This is a genomic window from Bacteroides ndongoniae, from assembly GCF_900108345.1.
Lineage (GTDB): Bacteria > Bacteroidota > Bacteroidia > Bacteroidales > Bacteroidaceae > Bacteroides > Bacteroides ndongoniae.
In genome coordinates this window covers 294,664-318,317 of the sequence record NZ_FNVV01000012.1, presented here as the reverse complement: position 1 = coordinate 318,317, position 23,654 = coordinate 294,664, and the positions used below count along the sequence as shown (strand labels likewise).

Annotated in this window: 18 protein-coding genes and 1 tRNA gene; 15 read left to right on the top strand and 4 right to left on the bottom strand. The window is 48.0% G+C overall.

Translation table 11 applies throughout. The annotated features are described in order from the left end of the window. Positions 1–42: 42 nt before the first annotated feature. The 10 genes from BQ5591_RS01600 to BQ5591_RS01560 all read left to right on the top strand — a co-directional run bounded on the left by BQ5591_RS01600 (position 43) and on the right by BQ5591_RS01560 (position 9,302). Entirely contained in the window at positions 43–552 is a 510-nt protein-coding gene (locus BQ5591_RS01600; RefSeq protein WP_071148181.1) for an RNA polymerase sigma factor, read from the top strand. Between the two features lie 80 nt (positions 553–632). After that, positions 633–1,220 carry an LOG family protein gene (locus tag BQ5591_RS01595; RefSeq protein WP_071148180.1) on the top strand — a complete coding sequence of 196 codons (588 nt, stop codon included), beginning with the start codon at positions 633–635 and terminating at the stop codon, positions 1,218–1,220. Continuing rightward, a complete protein-coding gene (locus BQ5591_RS01590; protein WP_022163360.1) occupies positions 1,217–1,945 on the top strand; it encodes a DUF4271 domain-containing protein in 729 nt (242 codons plus the stop codon). Before BQ5591_RS01595 ends, BQ5591_RS01590 begins: the two co-directional genes overlap by 4 nt. 4 nt (positions 1,946–1,949) lie before the next feature. Beyond that, on the top strand, positions 1,950–2,702 hold the full coding sequence (locus BQ5591_RS01585; RefSeq protein ID WP_022163359.1) for a uroporphyrinogen-III synthase: 753 nt from the start codon (positions 1,950–1,952) through the stop codon (positions 2,700–2,702). Between the two features lie 162 nt (positions 2,703–2,864). Continuing rightward, a complete protein-coding gene (gene rnpA, locus BQ5591_RS01580; protein WP_022163358.1) occupies positions 2,865–3,242 on the top strand; it encodes a ribonuclease P protein component in 378 nt (125 codons plus the stop codon). Next, positions 3,239–3,460 carry a membrane protein insertion efficiency factor YidD gene (gene yidD / locus BQ5591_RS20560; RefSeq protein ID WP_083380841.1) on the top strand — a complete coding sequence of 74 codons (222 nt, stop codon included), beginning with the start codon at positions 3,239–3,241 and terminating at the stop codon, positions 3,458–3,460. The genes rnpA and yidD overlap by 4 nt, the downstream gene beginning before the upstream one ends. A gap of 27 nt (positions 3,461–3,487) precedes the next feature. After that, a complete protein-coding gene (locus tag BQ5591_RS01575) occupies positions 3,488–4,132 on the top strand; it encodes a TatD family hydrolase (RefSeq protein WP_071148179.1) in 645 nt (214 codons plus the stop codon). A 79-nt stretch (positions 4,133–4,211) separates the two neighbouring features. Next, a complete protein-coding gene (gene tyrS, locus BQ5591_RS01570; RefSeq protein WP_071148178.1) occupies positions 4,212–5,504 on the top strand; it encodes a tyrosine--tRNA ligase in 1,293 nt (430 codons plus the stop codon). 385 nt (positions 5,505–5,889) lie between these two features. Continuing rightward, a complete protein-coding gene (locus BQ5591_RS01565) occupies positions 5,890–7,251 on the top strand; it encodes a glycoside hydrolase family 43 protein (protein WP_071148177.1) in 1,362 nt (453 codons plus the stop codon). Between the two features lie 23 nt (positions 7,252–7,274). Beyond that, positions 7,275–9,302 carry an NPCBM/NEW2 domain-containing protein gene (locus tag BQ5591_RS01560; protein WP_071148550.1) on the top strand — a complete coding sequence of 676 codons (2,028 nt, stop codon included), beginning with the start codon at positions 7,275–7,277 and terminating at the stop codon, positions 9,300–9,302. A gap of 93 nt (positions 9,303–9,395) precedes the next feature. On the opposite strand, the gene BQ5591_RS01555 is transcribed toward BQ5591_RS01560, so the two are convergent. Further along, positions 9,396–12,650, bottom strand: coding sequence for a S41 family peptidase (locus tag BQ5591_RS01555; protein ID WP_071148176.1), 3,255 nt, complete (start codon positions 12,648–12,650; stop codon positions 9,396–9,398). 150 nt (positions 12,651–12,800) lie between these two features. Here BQ5591_RS01555 and BQ5591_RS01550 point away from each other — a divergent pair. Next, positions 12,801–12,871, top strand: a tRNA-Gln gene (locus BQ5591_RS01550). Positions 12,872–12,941: 70 nt separating this feature from the next. Here BQ5591_RS01550 and BQ5591_RS01545 read toward each other — a convergent pair. Next, positions 12,942–14,312, bottom strand: coding sequence for a leucine-rich repeat domain-containing protein (locus BQ5591_RS01545; protein ID WP_071148175.1), 1,371 nt, complete (start codon positions 14,310–14,312; stop codon positions 12,942–12,944). 325 nt (positions 14,313–14,637) lie between these two features. Between BQ5591_RS01545 and BQ5591_RS21275 the strand changes: the two genes are divergently transcribed. From BQ5591_RS21275 to BQ5591_RS01530, 3 genes are all read left to right on the top strand, one after another. Further along, positions 14,638–14,841: a hypothetical protein gene (locus BQ5591_RS21275; protein WP_159434405.1), complete on the top strand. Its 204-nt coding sequence runs from the start codon at positions 14,638–14,640 to the stop codon at positions 14,839–14,841. A 409-nt stretch (positions 14,842–15,250) separates the two neighbouring features. Further along, positions 15,251–16,054 carry a gluconate 5-dehydrogenase gene (locus BQ5591_RS01535; protein WP_071148549.1) on the top strand — a complete coding sequence of 268 codons (804 nt, stop codon included), beginning with the start codon at positions 15,251–15,253 and terminating at the stop codon, positions 16,052–16,054. A 132-nt stretch (positions 16,055–16,186) separates the two neighbouring features. Beyond that, on the top strand, positions 16,187–17,422 hold the full coding sequence (locus BQ5591_RS01530; protein WP_071148173.1) for a DUF4861 domain-containing protein: 1,236 nt from the start codon (positions 16,187–16,189) through the stop codon (positions 17,420–17,422). Between the two features lie 95 nt (positions 17,423–17,517). On the opposite strand, the gene BQ5591_RS01525 is transcribed toward BQ5591_RS01530, so the two are convergent. Both BQ5591_RS01525 and BQ5591_RS01520 read right to left on the bottom strand, forming a co-directional pair. Further along, on the bottom strand, positions 17,518–18,144 hold the full coding sequence (locus tag BQ5591_RS01525) for a response regulator (protein ID WP_071148172.1): 627 nt from the start codon (positions 18,142–18,144) through the stop codon (positions 17,518–17,520). Continuing rightward, positions 18,110–20,020, bottom strand: coding sequence for a tetratricopeptide repeat-containing sensor histidine kinase (locus BQ5591_RS01520; RefSeq protein WP_071148171.1), 1,911 nt, complete (start codon positions 20,018–20,020; stop codon positions 18,110–18,112). Before BQ5591_RS01520 ends, BQ5591_RS01525 begins: the two co-directional genes overlap by 35 nt. Before the next feature lie 440 nt (positions 20,021–20,460). On the opposite strand from BQ5591_RS01520, the gene BQ5591_RS01515 reads away from it, so the two are divergent. Further along, the gene (locus BQ5591_RS01515; protein WP_071148170.1) at positions 20,461–23,574 is read left to right on the top strand and encodes a BACON domain-containing protein; all 3,114 of its coding nucleotides are present in this window, start codon (positions 20,461–20,463) and stop codon (positions 23,572–23,574) included. Positions 23,575–23,654 lie beyond the last annotated feature (80 nt).

Here is a 23,654-nt window from a genome sequence, read left to right as displayed (position 1 = left end):
TGGAAAGCACAAGAATTATTAATCACCTAATTAAAAGAATTTATGACCAACAACAGTACAAACTTTACAAAGGACCTTCTTAGTATACAGGATGACTTGCTGCGCTTCGCTTACAAGCTGACTGCCGACCGTGAGGACGCTAACGACCTTCTGCAGGAAACATCGCTCAAGGCATTGGACAATGAAGATAAATACATGCCCGAAACCAACTTTAAAGGCTGGGTATATACGATCATGCGCAATATCTTTATCAACAACTACCGGAAAATAGTCCGTGAACAGACATTTGTGGACCAGACGGATAATCTGTATCATCTGAATTCATCGACCGAACCTACTTATGAAAGTACCGACCAGGCTTATGACCTGAAGGAAATGCACCGTGTCGTAAACGCTTTGCCGAGCGAATATAAGGTGCCCTTTTCCATGCACGTGGCAGGATTCAAGTATCGCGAGATTGCCGAGAAACTTGGTTTACCTTTAGGCACTGTCAAAAGCCGTATCTTCTGTACCCGCCAGAAATTGCAGCAGGAACTGAAGGACTTCAGGTAAGTTTCAGGTTTATCTTTTGCCAATGGCGTTGAAAATCCATACCTTTGTCGCCGTGATAACAAGTAGTATGGCAAGTAACAATGAATAAGATAAACTCTGTATGTGTTTACTGTGCTTCGAGCACAAAGATTGATCCTGTTTATTTTGATGCGGCTCACGAACTGGGCTCTTTGTTGGGAAAACAACACATCCGGCTTGTCAACGGAGCCGGAAACATGGGACTGATGGCCGCTGTGGCCGATGCCGTATTGGCTGAAGGAGGAGAAGTGACAGGCGTGATACCTCATTTCATGGTAGAACAAGGTTGGCATCATACGGGGCTGACGGAACTGATCGAAGTAGAAAACATGCACCAGCGCAAACAGAAAATGGCCGATTTGAGTGATGCCGTTATTGCTTTGCCCGGCGGATGTGGCACATTGGAGGAATTGTTGGAGGTCATTACATGGAAACAATTGGGTTTATACCTGAACCCAATTGTAATTCTGAATATTAAAGGTTACTATGATCATCTGCTTGAAATGTTGCAGAAATCGGTAGAAGAAAACTTTATGCGGGCGCAGCACAGCACAATCTGGCATGTGGCCCACACTCCGCAGGAAGCTATTGAGCTGGTATATAATACACCGTTGTGGGATGTATCTATCCGTAAGTTTGCCGCTATATGATGAACTTGTTGACGGTATGGCTGGTTGGGACGGAAGGAATTCCTATCCCGTATTCTCCACGTATGGATGATGCGGTTGCAGCTATTCTGCTGGGATGCTTTTTCCTGTCGGCTTATGTCCTCTCACGCAGCCGGAAGTTTTTGCTTCAGTTGGTGAAAGACTTCTTGCTACATCGCGAGCGTACCAGTATTTTTGCTACATCAACGGCAGCAGATATGCGATATTTGCTGTTACTTATATTACAGACTTGTGTGCTGTCGGGTGTTTTCTTTTTCAATTATTTCAATGAGGTCAGGCCCGATCTGGTAACTTATGTTCCTCCTCTCTGGCTTCTGGCTATCTATATCGGCATTTGTCTGGCCTATTTGTTCCTGAAGTGGCTTGTTTACTCAAGTCTTGGTTGGATTTTTTTTGACGAAAGCCGTACTTCTCTTTGGCTTGAGTCCTATTCTACACTTCTTTATTACTTGGGGTTGGCGCTTTTTCCGCTTGTTCTTTTTATTGTCTATTTCGATTTAGATTTGCAAATTACGTTAATAATCGGGTTGTTTCTTTGGCTTTTTGCTAAAATATTGATGCTATATAAGTGGATAAAGCTTTTTTGTAATAATTTATATGGCTATGTCCTTTTAATTTTGTACTTTTGTGCCCTTGAAATTGTGCCTTGTATCATGTTGTACGAGGGTATGGTTAAGCTAAACGATTTTTTGATAATAAAATTTTAGGACGTTGAAAATTAAGAAAGTACTTGTGTCGCAGCCGAAACCGGCATCAGAGAAATCTCCTTACTACGACATAGCAGAGAAATACGGCGTAAAAATCGATTTTCGTCCGTTCATTAAGGTAGAAAGCCTTTCAGCGAAGGAATTCAGACAACAGAAAGTTTCTATTCTGGACCATACAGCTGTGGTATTTACTTCGCGTCATGCCATCGACCACTTTTTCCATTTGTGTACAGAGTTGCGTGTTACCATACCCGAAACGATGAAGTACTTTTGCGTGACGGAATCTATTGCATTGTACATCCAAAAATATGTGCAGTATCGTAAGCGTAAGATATTCTTTGGAAATACTGGCAAGTTTGATGATTTGCTGCCTGCTATCATTAAGCACAAGACCGAGAAATATCTGGTTCCGATGTCTGATGTGCACACCGATGAGATAAAGAATGCACTCGACAAAAACAAGATACAGCATACTGAAGCAATAATGTACCGTACGGTGAGCAATGACTTTACTCCCGATGAAGCATTCGATTATGATATGCTGGTATTCTTCAGCCCGGCAGGTGTTTCTTCACTGAAGAAGAATTTCCCCAACTTCGAGCAGAAAGATATAAAGATTGGTACTTTCGGTTCGACTACTGCCCAGGCTGTGCGCGATGCCGGACTTCGTTTGGATCTGGAAGCTCCGAGCGTACAAGCTCCTTCGATGACTGCTGCACTCGATATGTTCATTAAGGAGAATAACAAGGGAAAATAATAGGTTAAGCCCGATATCGAAATCGGAGAAGGTAAGGTCTGAAAAAACTGTGATGCTTTTGGAGGGGCAAATTTTAGACTTTACCTTCTCTGTTTTTCTGATGGTTTTAATGGATTTTCTTTTTTATCGGGTTGAATAAGAATTTTGTAAATCAGTTTTTCATTGGCTAATACATTACATAAATCGGAACGGCTGGACCGGAAAAAGGTCATAGAGAAGATGTTTGCGGGCGGTTCTCGTTCGTTTTCCGTCTTCCCGTTACGTGTGGTGTACCTGCCTGTCGAGGAACTGGATGTGCCGGTTTCCATACTCGTTAGCGTATCGAAACGTCGTTTCAAACGGGCTGTGAAGCGTAACCGGGTGAAACGCCAGATCCGTGAGGCCTATCGGTTGAACAAACACTTGTTGTCTGATGCATTATCTGGCAGTCAGACCCGTTTGGCGGTTGCGTTTATCTATTTGTCGGACGAGCTGGTTCCGTCTTCGGTCATCGAAGAACGTATGAAGATTGCCTTGTCGCGTATAGCCGAGAAGTTATGAAAAGGCTTTTGTCTTGGTTATTGTTACTTCCTATTTATTTTTATCAGCGGTGCATATCGCCTATGCTGTCTCCTTCGTGCCGTTTTACTCCTACCTGTTCGCAATATGCAGTAGAGGCTATCAAGAAGCATGGCCCTTTTAAGGGATTGTATCTGGCTATACGGCGTATTTTGCGTTGCCATCCCTGGGGAGGATCAGGCTATGATCCTGTGCCTTAGGAGGAGGGATGTCTTTTCAGTTCTGCCATGATATTTCCTATAGACATACATACCCATAAACTTCCGGCTGAAGTGGGACAGGCCATTGTCAGTTGTCAGCCCCATACGTTTGCACCATTGCAGGATGAGTGGTATTCGGTAGGCGTTCATCCTTGGTATGCAGACGAATGTGAGTGGCAGACTGATTCTTTCCGTTGCAGTTTTGAGGAGATGGCATCTCACCCGCGTGTTTTGGCTGTGGGCGAGGTTGGTATTGACCATTTGTCTCGCGTAGTACTCGACCGTCAGACGGATGTTTTCCGTTATCAGGCTGGTGTGGCCGAAGCAGTATGCAAACCGTTGGTCATTCATGCAGTGAAGGCACAGGCCGAATTGATACAGCTGAAGCGCGAGCTGAAGCCTCGTGTGCCTTGGATTATTCATGGCTTCCGTGGGAAAGTACAGCTGGCTCAGGATTTGGTTCGCCACGGTCTGTACCTTTCGTTCGGTGCCAGGTATCAGGAAGAAACCTTGAGGCAGATACCCCTTGACCGGTTGTTTTTGGAGACGGACGAAAGCGAAGTTTCCATTGCCAGCTTGTACGAAGAGGCTGCTCGCCTGCGAGGCCTGTCCTGTAGCGAACTTCGAGAAGCAGTTTCTTGTAATATACATCGTGTCTTTTTTGGACATTAAGTTTTGTTACTTCGAAGAAAGGTCGTACTTTTGCGAAAAGTATAACTATAAATCAAATCATTAAACAATCAATCATTCGATGAATTTTGTAGAAGAATTAAGATGGCGTGGCATGCTCCACACAATGATGCCGGGTACGGAAGAGTTATTATCTAAAGAAATGGTTACGGCTTATTTGGGCATCGACCCTACAGCCGATTCTCTGCACATCGGACACTTGTGCGGTGTGATGATACTGCGTCATTTCCAGCGTTGTGGACACAAGCCGCTGGCACTGATTGGAGGTGCTACGGGAATGATTGGCGATCCCTCGGGTAAATCGCAGGAACGTAATCTGCTCGATGAGGAGACATTGCGTCATAATCAGGAATGTATCAAAAAGCAGCTTTCCAAGTTTTTGGATTTTGATTCTGATGCTCCCAATCATGCCGAATTGGTGAACAATTATGACTGGATGAAGGACTTTACATTCCTTGACTTTGCCCGTGAAGTAGGAAAACACATTACTGTGAACTATATGATGGCAAAGGAGTCGGTACAGAAACGACTGAATGGTGAGGCACGTGACGGACTTTCGTTTACGGAGTTCACTTATCAGCTGTTGCAAGGTTACGACTTTCTGCACTTGTACGAAACCAAGAACTGCAAGCTTCAGATGGGTGGAAGTGATCAGTGGGGAAACATTACAACCGGTGCCGAACTGATACGTCGTACGAATGGTGGTGAAGTGTATGCTTTGACCTGTCCTTTGATTACAAAAGCCGACGGCGGTAAGTTTGGTAAAACTGAAAGTGGTAATATCTGGCTTGATCCTCGTTATACTTCTCCCTATAAGTTCTATCAGTTCTGGCTGAATGTCAGTGATGTGGATGCTGAGAAATATATTAAGATCTTCACTTCGATAGGTAAAGAGGAAATAGAAGCTCTTATTGCCGAGCATCAGCAAGCTCCGCATTTGCGTGCTTTGCAGAAGCGTCTGGCTAAGGAAGTGACAATCATGGTACACTCTGAAGAAGACTACAATGCAGCAGTTGAAGCTTCGAATATCCTGTTCGGCGGTGGTACGTCGGAGGCTTTGAAGAAACTGGACGAGCAGACGCTTCTTTCTGTATTCGAAGGTGTTCCTCAGTTTGAGGTATCTCGTGATGCTTTGGCTGTCGGTGTGAAAGCTGTTGATTTGTTTGTTGAGAATGCAGCAGTATTCTCTTCGAAGGGTGAGATGCGTAAGCTGGTACAAGGTGGTGGCGTTTCGCTGAATAAGGAGAAACTGACTGCTTTTGACCAGGTAATTACTACTGCCGATCTGTTGGATGATAAATATCTGTTGGTTCAACGTGGTAAGAAGAACTATTACCTGATTATTGCAAAGTAAACCTATAAGATCCTTTATAGAAAAGATGAACCGTCATTGAGGACAGATTCCTCAATGGCGGTTTTTTATGTTTTTACAGGTTGCTAATGGATATTATATATGGTGGGAACAGGTTGGGTTATTCGTCTTAATCAAGGGATATAATATGGCTGAGATACAATTTTCATGGTGCAAGTTTATTTTTTAGTTTTTTTTTTGCCACTAATATCATAAATCTGTGTAACTTTAGCCACAGAAACACGGCGATAAACGCTTAAATGCAACCTTTAATATTAGTAATAATCATTCTTTTTAAAGTTATTTATTCAATCAATAATTGTTTCCCTTATTTCTGAATCATCTTAGAGAGAATCCATATGTTAAACTTTATATTATCCATTAAGCTATGATGAAAAAAGGATTTTTATTTTTATCCATCGGATTGCTGGCGGCATCGGCATATGCCCAAAATCCGATTGTGCAAACACACTACACGGCCGACCCTGCACCAATGGCATACGACGGTACGTTATATCTTTATACCAGCCATGACGAAGATGCTTCCACCTGGTTTGTGATGAATGACTGGAAACTATATACTACTACCGACATGGTGAACTGGACCGATCACGGAGCTGTGCTTTCGTACAAGACTTTCAGTTGGGCAAAGGGCGACGCCTGGGCCATGCAGTGCGTGGAGCGCGACGGAAAGTTCTATGCTTATGTGCCTGTCACGATGAACAAGGGAGGAGGCGCTATCGGTGTGGCTGTGGCAGACAGTCCGTACGGACCCTTCTACGATGCCTTGGGCAAACCGTTGGTAAGCAGCGGAAAGGGAGACATTGACCCTACGGTCATGATTGATGATGACGGGCAGGCTTATCTGTATTGGGGTAATCCTTTCTGTTACTATGTGAAACTGAATGAGGACATGATTTCGTATTCGGGCGACATTGTCCGGGTGCCGATGACCGAAGAGTCTTTCGGCAAGCGGGAAGGAAACGTGGCCGAGCGCCCGACGCTGTACGAAGAAGGTCCCTGGTTGTACAAACACAACGACTGGTATTACCTGCTTTGGGCAGGAGGTCCCATTCCCGAGCACTTGGGATATTCGATGAGCAAGAGTCCTGTTGGTCCCTGGAAGTATGGTGGTACGCTGATGCCTACTGAGGGTGGCAGTTTTACCAACCATCCGGGTATTGTTGATTATAAAGGTTCTACCTATCTGTTCTATCACAACGGTGCACTGCCGGGCGGTGGGGGTTTTACCCGTTCCGTTTGTGTGCAGAAAGCAGAATTCAACAAAGACGGGTCATTTGTACCCATGAAGATGACGGCGGGTATAGAGAAGGAACTGGAAAACTTGAATCCCTATCGGAAGACTGAGGCTGAGACCATGGCTTTCTCGGAAGGCATGAAGGCTGGCCAGAATAAAGAAGTAGGCGTATTTGTCAATGCCATGAACGATGGAGCGTATATTAAGGTGAAAGGCGTTGATTTCCGTAAAGAGGGAGCATCGAAGTTTATGGCCCGCGTAGGAACAACTCACAATGGAGGCGTAACGATGGAAGTTCGTTTGGATAGTCCGCAGGGTGACTTGCTGACTACCGTAAAAGTTCCCATGACGGGAGGCGATAACCGTTGGGCACTGGTGTCTTCGGACGTGGCCAAAGTGAGTGGTGTACACGACCTTTATTTTGTTTGTAAAGGTAAGAAGCCCGGTCGTCTGATGTATTTCGACTACTGGATGTTTCAAGCACAGAAATAATTTACCGATACATGACCAAATGTATGAAGACTAAAAGACTTTTGATTGTTGCCAGTCTGGTATTGGCAAATACGATGGCTGCCTGTGCCCAGTCGAAGACTGTATGGCTGGACGATTTGGATCTGACAGCCATGACTCAGGGATATGGCATGCCGATGAAGAACAAGTCGATTGACGGACGAAAACTTACCATTGGTGGGCAAACCTTTGAACGTGGAGTGGGAACTCACTCTGTCAGCGAGGTGGCTATCCAGCTGGATGGTGGGGCAACCCGTTTTACCGCCCAGGTAGGTTTGGATGATGAAGTACTGGAGCGCAAGAATGCGGCCGAGTTCATCGTGATAGGCGACGGTGCACAGTTGTGGACCAGTGGAATAGTCAGGGTGGGCGATGCTCCCAAAGAATGTTCTGTTTCGCTGGACGGCGTAAAACGGCTGGAACTGTTGGTGAAGGAAGGCGGTGACGGTCCGCATTACGACCATGCCGACTGGGCCGATGCAAAGATTTTGTCGAAGGGATCAGATAGTTTCCCAACCCTGAAGTTTATAGCAACGGAGCCTTACATATTGACTCCTCCTGCTCCTGCCACTCCGAGAATAAATTGTGCACCGGTGTTCGGCGTACGTCCTGGTTCACCCTTTCAGTTCCTGGTAGCCACTACGGGCGACCGGCCGATGAAGTTTTCGGCATCCGGACTGCCTGATGGACTGGAAATCAATCCGGAGACAGGATTGATAACCGGCAAGCTGACAAAGCCCGGTACGTATGAAGTAACCCTGAAAGCAAAAAATAAAAAAGGAACGGATAAGAAGAAGTTCCGCATCGAGTGCGGCGACCGGATTGCGCTGACTCCCCCGATGGGCTGGAACAGCTGGAATTGCTTCGGTCACGAAGTTTCTGCCGAGAAGATTAAAAAGGCTGCAAGAGCCATGGTAGAAAGCGGACTGATCAACTACGGGTGGACTTACATCAACATAGATGATTCGTGGCAGCACCACCGCGATCCCAACGACCCGACCAGAGGCGGCAAGTTGCGCGACGACAATGGATACATCTTGCCCAATGCCAAGTTCCCCGACATGAAGGAGCTGACCGATTACGTTCATTCGCTGGGACTGAAGACCGGCATATACTCTTCGCCCGGCCCGTGGACTTGTGGCGGCTGTGCTGGCAGTTATGGATACGAGAAACAGGACGCCGAGATGTATGCCAAGTGGGGTATCGATTACCTGAAGTACGACTGGTGCAGCTACGGCGGCGTGCTCGACCGTGATTTGGATAAAGATCCCTATAGCGTAGGTTCGCTGGAGTTTCAGGGAGGTGGCGACTCAATTTTAGGAAGAAAACCGTTCAAGATTATGGGCGACTACTTGCGTCAGCAGCCCCGGGATATCGTTTACAACCTGTGCCAATATGGTATGGGCGATGTCTGGAAGTGGGGAAATGCCGTCGGCGGACAATGTTGGCGTACTACCAATGACATTACCGATACGTGGGAAAGCGTCAAAGGCATCGCTTTGTCGCAAGACCGTTCGGCGGCTTGGGCAAAGCCCGGCAGTTGGAATGACCCCGATATGCTGGTAGTAGGCATTGTAGGATGGGGAAATGCTCATCCGACAAAGCTGAAACCTGATGAACAGTATCTGCACATCAGTCTGTGGAGTCTGTTCTCGGCTCCGTTGCTGATAGGTTGCGACCTGGAGAAGCTGGATGACTTTACTTACAGCCTGCTGACCAATAACGAAGTGATTGCCATCAATCAGGATCCATTGGGCAAACAGGCCACTTGCGTACACTCCATCGGCGACCTGCGCATTTATGTGAAGGATTTGGAGGATGGCGGAAAAGCCGTCGGCTTCTGCAACTTCGACCGCGAGAAGGCCAGTCTTTCTTTCCGCGATTTCGACAAGCTGGGCATATCGGGCAAGCAGACGGTTCGCGACCTTTGGAGACAGAAGGATATTAAAGTGCTCAATACATCAGAAGAAGCATTGGAACTGGAAGTTCCGGCTCATGGTGTACTGCTTTATAAGTTCCGGAAAGGACGCTGATAACCGGTTCTTTGGAAATACAAAAGAGGCTGCATCCCGGCGGGGTGCAGCCTCTTTTCTTATAACAGTATGCCTGGCAACGGATGTGCCGGTTTATTTTCCGATTTCTTTCAGCAGTTCGTCCACGGCTGTTTTCAGCTGTGTGTCTTCACCCTTGACGATAGTTTCGGGAGCATTCAGTACCAGAATGTCGGGTTCCAACTGGGAGTTTTCCAGATAGGAGCCGTCGGGCAGGCGATAGCCTACAACGGGGATACCGAATACCAGCGAACGGTCCTGAAGCGTTTCCCACGATACGCTGGTCATGGTACCCGGTACGGGAGCGCCTACCAGTTTACCCAGTTTCCGGTGGCTGTACACCCAGGGCGTACCGTGAGCGTTGGAGTAGTTGGCCTCGCACTGCAGCATGATGCTGGGCTTGTTCCAGCGGCGGCTGGGCATGTCGCAGGCTTCGCGTCCGCGTACCACCTGTGTGAAGTATTTCTGTCCGCTGAACAACACTTCGATGTCTTCGTGCAGACGTCCGCCGCCGTTGAAGCGGGTGTCGATGACGATGCCTTCGCACTTGTTATACTTACCCAGGATGTCCGAATAGATGTTGCGGAAACTGCCGTCGTCCATCGACTGGATGTGTACGTAGCCCAGACGTCCGCCCGACCAGCGTTCTACGTCGGCTGCACGCTGTTTTACCCAGCGGCGATAGAGCAGGCTGTTCAGTGAGCCACTGGTGATGGGCTTCACCACCTCGTCCCAGCGTTCGCCTGTAGCGGGGCTGTAGAAGGATACAAGTGTCTTGCGACCAGCCTTGCCGTTCAGCAACTGGCTGATGTCGGTGTTGGCGTCGAGCGTCTGTCCGTCTATCTTTTCGATGCGGTCGCCTGCCTTTACTTTGGACTTGGCGGTATCAAAGGGACCTTTTTCCACTACTTCGTCTATCAGCAAGCCTTCGCCACGGTCGGTCCAGCTATAGAGCAGACCCAGGTTGGCGGTGGCATCGGTAGCGAGCGACGGATAGTAGCGTCCGCCCGTGTGCGATACGTTCAGTTCGCCCAGCCATTCGCTCAGCAGCTCGGCAAAGTCGTAGTTGTTACTGATGTGGGGCAGGAATTTGCGGTAGTCTTCTGCCATCTTATCCCAGTCTACACCGTGCATGTTCAGGTTGTAGAAGCGTTTCTTTTCCTGCTTATAAACGTGGTCGAACATGTAGGTACGTTCGTCGGCCAGGTTCATCTTCATTTCGGCGCGGTAGGTGATGGATTCCAGTTTATCGTTCTTGGTGTTCATCTTCTGCATGCTGCGTCCGCTCAGGATGAAGAGGTTGTCGCCCTTCTTATCCAGTGTGAGCGATGCCCAACCTGCGTCCATCTTTTTCAGCAGTTTGGTATCGCGCTTGCGCAGGTCCATCTTCCAGAGGTCGTAGCCGCCTTCGAAGGCCGACATGTAGTAAAGGCTTTCGCCGTCGGCCGAAAGGATGGCATCACCCAGGTTTGAAGAGTTGGGCGTGAGGCGCACGATACGGTCCTCGATGCCGTCCAGTTCCACTGTGATGAGTTTCGTTTCTTCCTTCTTGTCGGCTTCTTTCTTGTCTTTTTTGTCCTTATCGGCTTCTTTGCCTTCTTTCTTCTTGTCTTTATCGGCTTCTTCCTGCTCTTTCTTCTGAAGTTCGTAGTCCTCCTTGCTGAGGCGGAACTTGTCGTAGGCGTCCTGGTTGAGGAATATCAGCATGGCATCTTCGAGCGAACCCCATGAAGCGTGGTTGCGCATACCATAGCGTTCGGTGCTGAAGAGAATGGCATTACCGTCCATTACCCAGCGGGGTGACGAGCTGAAGTAGCCGCTGCCAGTCAGGTTGAAGATTTCTCCCTTGCCGTCGGCACTCACCAGACCTATGTCGGTATAGGGGTCGTGCCCATTACCGATGAATTCGAGGGCGAACCATTTTCCGTCGGGCGACCACTGGTAGTTGAATCCGCCGGAAGTGTTGTACCATGTGGAGCCGTCGGTAATCTGGCGTACCTTTTTGGTGTCGAGGTTAAGAACCATCAGGCGATTGCGGTCTTCGATGAAGGCCAGTTCCTTGCCGTCGGGCGAGAAGGTAGGCATGGTACGCTCTACGGTGGTGGAGGGCAGTAGCACTTCTTCGTCGATCAGGGTGGCGTTGGCAAAGTTGGGGTCTTCCTTACGGGCTATCTTGGCCAGGTAGAGTTGCCAGTTACCGCTACGCTCGCTGGCATAGGCCAGGGTGCGACCGTCGGGAGCGAAGCAGACGTCGGCTTCGGCGGCAGCGGTGTGGGTAATCTGCTTGGTAGTGGCATAGTCGGCCGAAGTGACAAACACTTCACCGCGTATCAGGAAGGCCACCTGTTCGCCATCGGTCGAAGGCGTGGCCGAGGTGGCTCCGCTGCTGAAGTTGAGGCGTGCCACGGCATCGGTGTCATCACCGGTCAGATTGATTTTCACCTTCTGCGGCCGGCCGTCGGGAGTCTGTGTGTAGATTTCGCCGTCGTAAGTGTAGCAGAGGGTACCCTTGGCTTGCGAAAGGAAGCGTACGGGGTGAGTCTTGAAGGTGGTGACAGGTTGAGCTTCTTGCGGGTTGTCCAGCTTCATGCGCCATACGTTGAAGCTGCCGCCGTTGCGTTCGCTCAGGAAGAAGACGTCGCTGCCATTGTCGGCCAGAATAGGATTGCGGTCTTCGCCGGGGCGATTGGTCAGGTTGGTGTGACGTCCGGTGGTGGCATCGTAGCGCCAGATGTCGCGGGTGACGGACGATGTATGGTGCTTGCGCCATTCGTCTTCAAAGCCTTTGCGGTCCTGGTAGAGGAAGGAACCGTCGGCCTGTGGCAGGAAGTTAATCATTTCGGCAGGCGTGGCCAGTATCTGTTCGGTGCGTCCGCCTGCTGCGGGAACGGCATAAAGTTCGGTCATGGCCGAGGTGGGGAAGAGGGCACTCGAAGCTGGGTCCTGAAGGGCGGCGTTGAAGTAGACTTTCTTGCCGTCGGGCGAGAAGGCGGTGGGTACTTCGGAAGCCGAGTTATAGGTCAGTCGTTTGGCACTTCCGCCGTCGGCGGGCATTACGAAGACATCCATATTGCCATAGCGGTCGCTGGCAAAGGCGATTTGCTTGCCGTCGGGCGACCATACGGGCGATGATTCGTAAGAGCCTTGCGAGGTGAGCCGCACGGCTTCGCCTCCCTGTGCATTCACTTTGTAGAGGTCGCCTTTGTAGCAGAAGGCGATCTGGGTGCCGTCGGGCGAGATGCGTACGTCGCGCATCCACAACGGAGTCCCGCCCCAGGCGGTAGCTGTAGCTGCCATACCCAGCAGCAGATAGCATGTCAGTTTTTTCATAAAAAGATAGAATTGAAATGAATACTTGTTCTATAAAGGGCAAAAATAAGGAAAATAGGGAAACGAACTAAAAAAACAGATAAATAATTTGGAGCATATTTGTAAAACCCATATCTTTGCACCGCTTTTTAACAGAAAGCACCTGAAGTTTGGACTATGGTGTAATGGTAGCACAACAGGTTTTGGTTCTGTTTGTCCAGGTTCGAATCCTGGTAGTCCAACATCCAACGTAGGAAACCCTTAAGAGCAGATGCTCTTGAGGGTTTTCTTTTTTTGTGCTCCGGTGGAGTATCAGCCTTCTTCTTTTATTTTATTGTGATAACTCGGGTAGGCCTCCCAGCGTGTACGGTAGGCCTCTGTCCGGCCTTGGGGAACAATCAGGGCGGAGAGTTGGTCGAGGAAGGGTAGGGCGTTGTTGCCCAGTGTGGGCGGTTCCTTTCCTTCGAAGCGCAGGGTGGCGAGGGCAAAGCCGGTGCGCAGGGCGTAGTCACCTATTTCCTTTACGTGGGCAGGCAGCGTGATTTCTTTCAGTTGTTCGCATCCGCTGAACGTCCATCCCTTCAGGCTGGCGAGGCTTTGAGGCAGGGCGATGTGTTGCAGGGCGGTGCAGTCGCTGAAGGCGGCTTCGTGAATGATGCCGTCGTAGGTCGTGGCTGTGCCGTGGCTTTTGACGGTGACGAGCCGGGTACAACGGTAGAAGGCGTAACTGCCTATCTGCTGTATGCCGTCGGGCAGGGTGACGGTGCGCAACGTGGCAATCTCTCTGAACGCGCCGTCTTCCACGCTGCGCAGGGCAGGGGGCAGACTGACCGATTCGAGGCGGGTTGCCATGAAGGCTTGTGCCCCGATGCTTTCCAATGCTTGGGGCAGTGTGGCGACCTTCAGGCCGCTTTCGCGGAAAGTTTCGTCTTCGATGCGGCGCAGGGCGGTGGCGGAAAGGTCGATGCCGGTCAGGGCGATACAGTCTTCGAAAGCGTGCGGGCCGATGGTTTTCAGCGAACTGGGCAGGGTAACGACCGACAGTTGCCGGCTGCCCGCGAAAGCCTGTGTGCCGATGGACTCCAACCCCTCGTTCAGTACGACGGACTCGATACGGGAGTCGCGGAATGCGCCGTCGGCGATGCTCCGGACTTCGGCCGGAAAAACGAGGTGGGTGACGCTGGAGTCGCGTAGTCCGGTGACTACCCCGTCGCTGATAAGCAGGTATTTGTGACGGGTCGGGCTGTCGGGGCTGATGTGTTCGGCTTCGTCGCCTGTCTCCATGCGGACTATGCGTCTCCGGCCCGGGCGGACGGTTACCAGTTGGCTCCACCAGCGGTAGTTGCGGACGTCGTAGTTTTCTTCGACCACGACGTACAGGTCTTGTGCCGAGCGGCTGCCTTTAAACCACTCTTCGGCATCGAGCGTAAAGCGTGCCTTGCCTTCCTTGTCGGTCCGGCTTTCGAGCAAGGCTTTGGTCTGCGGATTGTTCTTAAAGGTTTCGTAGTCGGAAGCGTTGAATACTTTGACGGTTTTGTCTGCCTGCGGTTCTCCTTGGGGATTGCGGACGATGACTTCGACGATAGATGTGCCGCGGCGCTCTACGGGCTCATCCTTGCCGCAGCTCTGGAGCAGCAGGCAAAGGGTCAGCAGGGCTACGGACAGAAATGTAATCTTGTTCATAATGGCTCTGGTTGTTGTTGAGAATGGATAATACGGATTGTTCACTCTACAGCGTCAGAGCAGAGGGTGCGGCATAGTTTGTTGCATGACGGATGTAGGTTGCCTCCTGCCGTCGGGCGAGAGGAACCGGTTTGAGAGAGAGGGCGCAAAGATACGACAATTACAGAAAAGAAAAAGGGTGTGGCACATGTTGTATAACATATATCGTTTTGACACTTTGTATTTTCTGTTTGCCGAGAATGCGTTTTTTCGACCCGACGGACAGGAAGACCGAAAATTTTAAAGCAATTTTCTGTATTCGACTGATGCTTAGATGGGTAGCGAAATGTTTACAATTGAAATAGAGAAAAAACGTCCTGAATTCGTCCGAAAAACGGATTTTTTCGTCGTTGCAGCCGGTTTGGACGAACACCACAAGCAATCCGGCCGAGCCGTACAAGCATTGTTCGCGAGCCGCACAAGCAATCTGCCCGAACGGCACAAGCATTGTTCGTGCGGCGGACAGGCTTTTTCGGGCATAAATATGTGAAATCGGGCTGTCCCCGACGTATGTTTATGCAAAATCCGTACTTGTTTCTGACTGCCCGATGCGTAGTTTGGCGATAATGAAAAAAGGATGTGGCAGCCGGATGCTGTTTTTGCTGACAGAACGAGCTACTGCCAGCCATAACGGCGACATATTGTATACCTGCTCCGAACCGTTTCCCGACCGTATATCTACCTCCGGACAGGGAATTTTCCGGCATCGCCTTCCGGGGGATACTTATTGTATCTTATCTTCCTTAATCGTTAAACTTTCCTCCATTTGTACGATATTGGCACAGTTTTCGCACGAAATTGTGCACAGTCTTCGTTTACTTTTGCTACATTTGCATTGTGTACGCAAACGGTGTACGCAACAAGACGAACTTGTTTACTTAAACTTAATATTTATCATTATGAATCAGTATTTGAATTTTTCATTGGAAGGTAAAGTAGCCCTCGTTACAGGTGCTTCTTACGGTATCGGTTTTGCCATTGCTTCTGCTTTTGCAGAACAAGGTGCAACTATTTGCTTCAACGATATCAATCAGGAATTGGTAAATAAAGGTCTGGCCGCATACGCTGAGAAGGGTATCAAGGTACATGGTTATGTGTGCGACGTTACCGACGAACCTGCAGTACAGGCTATGGTTGCCCAGATTGAAAAAGAAGTAGGTACGATTGACATCCTTGTAAACAATGCCGGCATCATCCGCCGCGTGCCCATGCACGAGATGGAAGCTTCCGAATTCCGCAAAGTCATCGACATCGACCTGACAGCTCCTTTCATCGTAGCCAAGGCCGTTCTGCCTGCCATGATGAAGAAAGGCCACGGTAAGATTATCAACATCTGCTCTATGATGTCCGAGCTGGGACGCGAAACCGTATCGGCTTACGCAGCAGCTAAGGGTGGCTTGAAGATGCTGACCCGCAACATCTGCTCTGAATATGGCGAATACAACATCCAATGTAATGGTATCGGCCCGGGTTACATCGCTACTCCGCAGACAGCTCCGCTTCGCGAAAAGCAACCCGATGGCAGCCGTCACCCGTTCGATTCGTTCATCTGCGCCAAGACTCCTGCAGGCCGCTGGCTCGATCCGCAGGAACTGACTGGTCCTGCCGTATTCCTGGCTTCTGAAGCTTCGAATGCAGTCAACGGACACATCCTTTATGTAGATGGCGGTATCCTGGCTTACATTGGCAAACAGCCTAAATAAACGAAGAAACAACAAACAACAGAGGGTGTGTCCTGTGTGGGCACATCCTCTTTCTTTTAGGCACCGACGGCACAACCGGAAGTTGTAACCCGTCTCCGCCTCATTGTTTGCTAAACGAAAAAGACATTGCGTATGAAAAAAATATTCCTGTGGTGCGTGTCGGCGTTTCTTTGCCTTTCATGTGCCGAAAATAAAAGTGCATTGACCGTCACCGTAACCAATCCCTTGGCCACCGAACGTGCGGGCGAGATGGTGGAAGTGTCGATGAGCGAAGTTTCCGACCTGCTGAAACTGGCCGATACGGCTCAGATTGTCGTGCTGGACAAGGAAGGTGAACAAATACCCTATCAGATTACCTACGACGGTAAACTCATCTTCCCCGTCACAGTAGCTTCGGGCGCAACAGCCGCCTATACCATCGAGCCGGGTACACCCGCCGAAGTAGACGTGAAGGCCTGCGGACGCCAATATCCCGAACGTGCCGACGACATGGCCTGGGAGAACGACCTTGTAGGTTTCCGTGCCTACGGTCCTGCCTTGCAGGCTCGTGGCGAGAAAGGCTTCGGTTACGACCTCTTTACGAAGTACAACACTACCGAACCCATTCTGGAAGACCTCTATGCCAGCGAGTTGAATCCCGAATCGTGGAAGAAGGTGAACGAACTGCGCAAGACCGACAAGAAAGCCGCCGATGAACTGGTGAAGACTTTCTCTTACCACGTAGACCACGGTTATGGCATGGACTGCTACGCCGTAGGCCCCACACTGGGTGCCGGAGTGGCTGCGCTGATGGTGAACGATACCATTATTTATCCCTGGTGCTATAAGACAGGCGAAGTGCTGGACAACGGCCCGCTGCGTTTCACCGTGAAGTTAGATTTTAATCCGCTGACCGTGAAGGGCGACACGACTGTAGTCGAAACCCGTGTCATCACACTCGATGCAGGTTCGCACCTCAACCGCACGGCTGTTTCGTATACCAGCCTGAAGGAGACAATGCCCGTCGTTACCGGTATTGTGCTTCACGAGCCCGATGGAGCTGTAACTACTTCGGCCGAGGGCGGCTACATGACTTACGTCGATCCTACCACCGGACCGGACAACGGCAAGATACTGATGGGTGCGGCTTTCCCTGCCGACGTGAAATCGATGAAGACCGTGCTTTTCTCGCCCGAGGAAAAGAAGATGCGTAACAATGCCGACGGACACGTACTGGCCGTGAGCGACTACGAGCCCGGTTCGGAGTATGTCTATTACTGGGGTTTCGCCTGGGATAAAGCCGACATCAAGACACCCGAAGCCTGGAACCGGTATATGGCCGACTTTGCCCAGCGGTTGCGCAATCCGCTGAAGGTCGAAATAAAGTAAAAGCACAGGCAGCTTTGTGCTTGCCCAAAGATGTGCTTGGATAGAACGAGGGTGTGCCAAATTAAGAATCTTAATTTTGGCACACCTTTCTGTTTTCAGAAAAGTGTCTTCCCTTTGCACACCAGCTCGGCCACGTTTTTAGCTTCCAGCTTTTCGAGCAGGCGTTTGCGGTAGGTCTGCACCGTGTTGACGCTCAGAAACAGCATCTGGGCTATCTGTGCCGTGCTGAGTCCTTGTGAGAGATAGGTGAGTACTTCTTTCTCGCGTTTCGACAGTACAGGCACCTTATGTATGTCGTGCTTCGGATCGTCCTGTTTCAGTTCGGCAAACGCATGGCTGAAGTAACGTTCGCCTTCCCTGATTTGCCGGATGGCGGTGTCCAGTTCGCCAATGCTGTCATTCTTCGAGACGGCTCCGTCGATGTCTACATCGGAAAGTTGGGCAACGGTCCACGGTTCTTCGTGCATGGTGTAGATCAGTATACGGCATTCGGGCATCTGGCTGTGCAGGTACTCGACGGCCTTAAATCCGTTGCTGCCGGGCAGTTCCAAGTCGATGATGCAAAGGTCGAAACGCTCGTTGCTGGCAGCCTGTTTCAGCTCTTCGAGGCAGTCGGCACTTTTGCATACTACGTTTTCCTGTCGCGATGCCAGGGCTACGATCCCTTCCGCTACGATGGGATGGTCGTCAACGACCAGTAGTTTGTATTTCTTCTTGTTCATTTTGTGGTATTTCCAGTTGTAAGGTAAAACAGTTGTTTCCGTCCGATGCCTGTTGGCTGACTTGTGCATGGATGGCCTTGATGCGGTCGTCTACCGTGCGCAGCCCTATTCCTCTGCCGTTGTGGGGCGATTGGCTTGTGTACGGAGTGCCGTTGTCGGTTATCCGCAAGGTATATCTTGTCCGGCTTTCCGCTTGCAAGTTGATGTCTATGCGGCTGGCATCGGTATGCTTGACGGCGTTCATGGTCAGTTCCTGAACGATGCGGTACAGTTCGTAGGCCGTGCGGTTGGGGATGAGGCGCGATGCATTGCCGGCGGTCGGTGTGTACGCAATGTGCCTGCCAGTGTTCTCGGTCAGGCTGGCAGCATAATGGCCGAGTATCTCGTCCAGACTGAGCTGATCGAATTCGGGCGGCATCAGTTCGTGCGAAATGTTGCGTACGTTGTTCCTCAGTTGACTTACGAAACTACCCAGTTTCTGGAGGTTATCGGCTGTAGCAGAGCTTTCTATCTTCATTTGCAGTCCCAGCAGATCGTTGGCAATACCGTCGTGCAGTTCTTTGGCAAAATATTTGCATTCGGCTTCCAGACCTTCGATGTAGCGTTTGGCCGAGTTCAGTTCGTTTTCCTGCTTCAGCAGTTCTATTTTTTTGTCGGCTATCTGTTTTTTGTAATACAGTATCAGCAGGGCTATGAAGGCCAGGGTCAGCAGGCACCCTGCTGCCACGGTGATTTTCAGCAAGAAGGTTTCGTGCTCCAGTTTTTCCTGTTGCAGGTGGGCTATTTGCAGCTCTTTTTCCTGTGTCTGATACTTTACGTTGAACTCGGCCATCTGTTGCGTCAGATTGTGCTGTGCCAGGGTGTCGGTCCACATGCGTGCGCTATCCATGTAAGCGTAGGCCAGTTGATGGTTTCCGGTGGCGTCGTAGCATTGTGCTATCTGTGTGAGCAGGGTTTTGGGTTCGCTTCCTATATTTCTGTTCCGCAGCCACAACAAGTCGTTCAGGGCTTTGCTGTAGTTTTTTCTGTTCATTTCGGTCGAGGCACGCACCTGTATGAATCCGATGGCAGGAACGGAGTTGGCAGGGATGTCGGCCAGCAGCCGGTTGCCCATTTGCAGGTAGTAGTCTACGGAGTCGGGCTTTTCCTGACGTTCGAATACCCTTAATATTGAGGGCATGCACCTTATCTTCAGGCTTGCGGCATTCTCGCCGGCGTTGCAGGCTATCTGCCAGGCTTTGCGGATGAATTGTTCGGCTTTCTCTATTTTGTTCAGTTCGGCTTTGATACCGGCTCCAAGTTGCCAGGCCGAAAAGTTGACGTAAGCGTCATCGGTTTTGGATACGTGCTGGATGGCCAATTCGTTGTACTTCTCGGCTTCGTTTAGTTGCCGGATGTTGAAATAGAACACCGATACATTATTATAAATATGTGTGATCCAGCTTTCGTCTTTGTATTTCAGGGCTGCTTCGAGTGCTTTGTTGTAATAATAGATGGTAGAATCGCTCATGTGCCGCTGGCGGTAGAGGATGGCCAAGTCGTTGTATACGCTGATGTGCTTCTCTAAATCGGCTGTTTGAGGCAGGTAGGGAAGCACACTCTTTTTCATTTCGAAGGCTTCCTCGTTCTTTCCTACATATATCAATAAAGTAGCCTGTTCATTCAGCAGTATCGGATAGACGGGCGATTGTTCGACTCCTTTGACGGCAAAGGCACTGTCGAAACTGCGTTGTGCTTCCTTGTAATATCCTTCGCCCATCAGGTTGGCGGCCCGTTCGTAGAAGTCCATCAGCAGTGTGTCGGTAGGGATGTCTTCTGCGCGTAGGCTGGCTACAGTCATTAAGGCAATGTAAAGGAGAAATAAAACTCTATTCATGGTAGTATGGTGTATTTCTGTCGCAAAGATAGGGGTTTTGTTATGAAGAAAGAAAAGAATGATTGAGGAATTGAAGTGACTTGGCGGTAGATGCGGTGTGCCTTTGGCATATTGTTGTTGATTGAGGCTAGTATAATGATGTAAAAGGCATTCTTTTATTTTTCAAAAAATGCATCTTGCTTGTAAAATCACTGTTTTCGGTGACAAAAAGAAATGTGAAAAAGTTGTTTATTTGCAGATAAAGAAGTGAAAGAGTTTTGCTACCGGTTTTGTCGGAAATAGTGGAACGATGAAATGAAAAAGAAGCTGGGACTGTAAGAAAAGTAAATATACTGGTTAGGTTTGTTTTGTTGGTGATGCCATTTTCCCCATAAAGGAAAGAAAGGCATCACCACAAATCATGTTTTTATGGGATAAACTATGAATTAATACGTATCTATATGAAGACTATTTTCAACTATGCGGCATGGCTGCTTTTTGTGATTGTTTTTGCCTTGACGGGTTGTAGTGACGATAAGAGTGAACCTGCTCCTGAAACTCCTGAACCTTCCATTGAGTTTGGCAGTGAAACTGATCTGAAACCTGTGGTAAGCGTAGAAGGAGGCACTTCTACATTGACCTTTACAGCCTCGGATGACTGGACGGCGAGTGTGAGTGCCGTAACTCGTGCAATTGACTGGTTAAGCGTTTCACCCACACAGGGAGGAGCGGGTACTGTTACCCTTCAGATTACTACCCAGCCCAATGATACTTACGACGAACGGAATGCGGCTATTGTTTTGAGTTGTGGAAATGTACAGAAAACCGTTACTCTTACCCAAAAACAAAAAGATGCCTTGCTGGTAACTTCTAACAAGGTAGAAATGGAGGCAATAGGTGGTACATTCGGTATTGAGTTGCAAGTGAATGTGGATGTCAGTTATGAGATAGAAGAGGCAGCCAGAGAGTGGTTGACGGTTGCTTCTTCTTCTACCCGTGGCCTGACTACGTCAACGTTGAATTTTCAGGCCTCAGAGAACACGGATACTGAAACACGGCAGGCAGTCATTACGCTTCGGGGTGGTGAACTTACGGAAAAGGTGACTGTTTACCAGGCAGGTAGTGATCCTTCTATTTTGCTCTCGCAAAAAGAATATACAGTGGCTTCCGATGGTGAAACCATTCAAGTGGAATTGAAAAGCAATGTATCGTATGAGGTCGTAATGCCCGAAGTACAGTGGATTACGGAAGCGTCTACCCGAGCCGTTTCTTCTTATACACACTACTTTGTTATTTCGCCGAACGATACTTACGATACACGGTCGGCAGAGATTTCCTTTATTAATAAGGAGAATAATATTGAGGAGAAAGTAGTCATTACTCAGGTGCAAAAGGATGCGATTATTGTTGCACAGAGTGAGTATACAGTTGCTTCTGAAGGCGACAGACTGGATTTCTCTGTGAATACTAACGTTGATTTCACAGTAGAAACTTCAGTTGATTGGATTCAGCAGGTGACTACTCGTGGATTGGTAGAGAAGCCATTGAGTTTCAATATTGCAGCGAATATGACAGATAATAACCGTGAGGGTGAAATTATTATTTCTTATAAAGGGTTGAAACAGAAAATAAAGGTTTTTCAAGGTAATGATTATTGGGCTAAAAGGCACAGAGAAGCATTGATTGCATTATACAAGGCAACAAATGGAGATAATTGGTATAATAATACTAATTGGTGTAGCGACAAACCTATTTATGAATGGTATGGAGTGAATCATTGTTATGGTGATTTGGAACGAATAAAGAAAGATTATGTAGTATCTCTTTATCTCCCCAAAAATGGTTTAGTGGGGAGTTTACCCGAAGAATTTTCCCTTTTGATGGATTCTTGCAATTTACAAAATGATTATACTAAAGATTTAGGTCTCGATCTTACTTTGAATAATATTTATGGAAATATTCCAATCCATGTTTTAAATCATTCTAAATGGAATGAATTTGGATGGTATATTATTCCACAGATTCCTTATAAAGGAAATTCTTTAAAAACAGAATCTTATAATTTATCATTTCGGGATGCAGTTGATGTACGTATTCTGGATCCAGAAACTTGTGCTTATGATGGCGAAATACTATCTCAGGATTTGTTCAAGAAGAATAAATTGACACTTGTCTATTGTATTGCTGGTCAAATCGATGTAATAGATTTGACTAAGAATAGAATCAATATGCATTTGGATTATCACAATAAAGGATTATCTACTATATATAATTTTTGGTTAAAAAATAGAAATGAGTGGTTTCAAAAATTTTATCCTCAAAATTTGCCAAGTGATATTCTATTTACAGAAGGTCTGTATCATGACGTCTATTATTGGAAATATGAACCAGTGTTTGGAATTTATTTTTATCCAGGTATTTACATTTATGATTCATATGGTAACCTTATTTATTATACGTTTGTAGATTATAATATTGATTTTTCATGGTACGATCAGCAGGTAGAAAATATTTTAAGAGAAAGATTAGGAGAACCTGAAGAACATCCTGATTTTGATTTTGATGATCTTTATACATCAACAGATTATTCTCGTGATGGCGAGGTGTTCGTTTTGCAAAAAGCTTCTGTTGGAAAAGGGATCGATCTTGTCTTTTTAGGCGATGGATTTGTTGATAAAGAATTGGAACCTGATGGCTATTTTGAACAAAGGGTGCGAGAAGATATGGAAAAATTGTTTTCTGTTGAGCCTTATAAAAGTCTGCGTAACAGATTTAATATTTATGGCGTGAAAGTTGTATCACCTAATAATGTTTTAACTCCTGAGGCAGAATTTAGAATTAAGGAAAATAATAAATTATGTTTTGAATATGCATCTAAGATTTCAGAAATAAATAAGGAGCAGCTTATGATAGGTGTCATATACGGTCCAAAAGATTGTTGGCGTGCATTTACAACGATGTATGTTGATGGTAGTTTTATAGCTTATATACCTGATGATGAAACAAATATTTTGCTACATGAAATAGGAGGACATGGATTTGCTAAATTATTAGATGAATACGTAGAATTCGGTAACGAACAACTGACATTGCCTCAAGAAAACCAAAATGAACTTGATGAAGTGTGGCATAACTGGGGTTGGGGTGCCAATGTGGATTGGCGCAATGATGTTACCACCGTTAAGTGGGCACATTTCTTAAAGGACAGTCGTTATGCAGGGGAGGAATTGGGACTCTATGAGGGGGCTTATCTTTATGGGTACGGTGCTTATCGTCCGACGGAAAACAGTATGATGCGTTATAATGATGCGCCATTTAATGCTCCTAGTCGTGAAGCTATTTATAAAGCAATAATGACCCTTTCCGAAGGTGAGAGTTGGACATATAATTATGAAGACTTTGTACAATACGATGCCATTAATCGCAATGCGGCCACGACGCGTGGTTTACAGAAACAGCCGACTGAAGATCAGATAGATAAATGGAAGAAATCTCATCGTCCACCAGTGAAGATAAAAGGTACTTGGCGTGATGCTATGAAGAAAAAGCGACAGATTACATCTCCTTTACGTTAATCTCCCTCTCTCAAAAAATTCCCCAGTTAGGAAAAAAATTTTTTCTAACTGGGGAATATTTTTTTCCTAACTGGGGAAAA

Bases quoted from the DNA above. Each gene is read 5' to 3' on its own strand.
- BQ5591_RS01525 (WP_071148172.1), bottom strand. From the start codon at position 18,144: ATGAACAAGAAGAAATACAAACTACTGGTCGTTGACGACCATCCCATC.
- BQ5591_RS01560 (WP_071148550.1), top strand. From the start codon at position 7,275: ATGAAGACTAAAAGACTTTTGATTGTTGCCAGTCTGGTATTGGCAAAT.
- BQ5591_RS01555 (WP_071148176.1), bottom strand. From the start codon at position 12,650: ATGAAAAAACTGACATGCTATCTGCTGCTGGGTATGGCAGCTACAGCT.
- BQ5591_RS01590 (WP_022163360.1), top strand. From the start codon at position 1,217: ATGATGAACTTGTTGACGGTATGGCTGGTTGGGACGGAAGGAATTCCT.
- BQ5591_RS01575 (WP_071148179.1), top strand. From the start codon at position 3,488: ATGATATTTCCTATAGACATACATACCCATAAACTTCCGGCTGAAGTG.
- tyrS (WP_071148178.1), top strand. From the start codon at position 4,212: ATGAATTTTGTAGAAGAATTAAGATGGCGTGGCATGCTCCACACAATG.
- BQ5591_RS01545 (WP_071148175.1), bottom strand. From the start codon at position 14,312: ATGAACAAGATTACATTTCTGTCCGTAGCCCTGCTGACCCTTTGCCTG.
- BQ5591_RS01565 (WP_071148177.1), top strand. From the start codon at position 5,890: ATGATGAAAAAAGGATTTTTATTTTTATCCATCGGATTGCTGGCGGCA.
- BQ5591_RS01515 (WP_071148170.1), top strand. From the start codon at position 20,461: ATGAAGACTATTTTCAACTATGCGGCATGGCTGCTTTTTGTGATTGTT.
- BQ5591_RS01595 (WP_071148180.1), top strand. From the start codon at position 633: ATGAATAAGATAAACTCTGTATGTGTTTACTGTGCTTCGAGCACAAAG.
- BQ5591_RS01530 (WP_071148173.1), top strand. From the start codon at position 16,187: ATGAAAAAAATATTCCTGTGGTGCGTGTCGGCGTTTCTTTGCCTTTCA.
- BQ5591_RS01520 (WP_071148171.1), bottom strand. From the start codon at position 20,020: ATGAATAGAGTTTTATTTCTCCTTTACATTGCCTTAATGACTGTAGCC.
- BQ5591_RS01600 (WP_071148181.1), top strand. From the start codon at position 43: ATGACCAACAACAGTACAAACTTTACAAAGGACCTTCTTAGTATACAG.
- yidD (WP_083380841.1), top strand. From the start codon at position 3,239: ATGAAAAGGCTTTTGTCTTGGTTATTGTTACTTCCTATTTATTTTTAT.
- BQ5591_RS21275 (WP_159434405.1), top strand. From the start codon at position 14,638: ATGTTTACAATTGAAATAGAGAAAAAACGTCCTGAATTCGTCCGAAAA.
- BQ5591_RS01535 (WP_071148549.1), top strand. From the start codon at position 15,251: ATGAATCAGTATTTGAATTTTTCATTGGAAGGTAAAGTAGCCCTCGTT.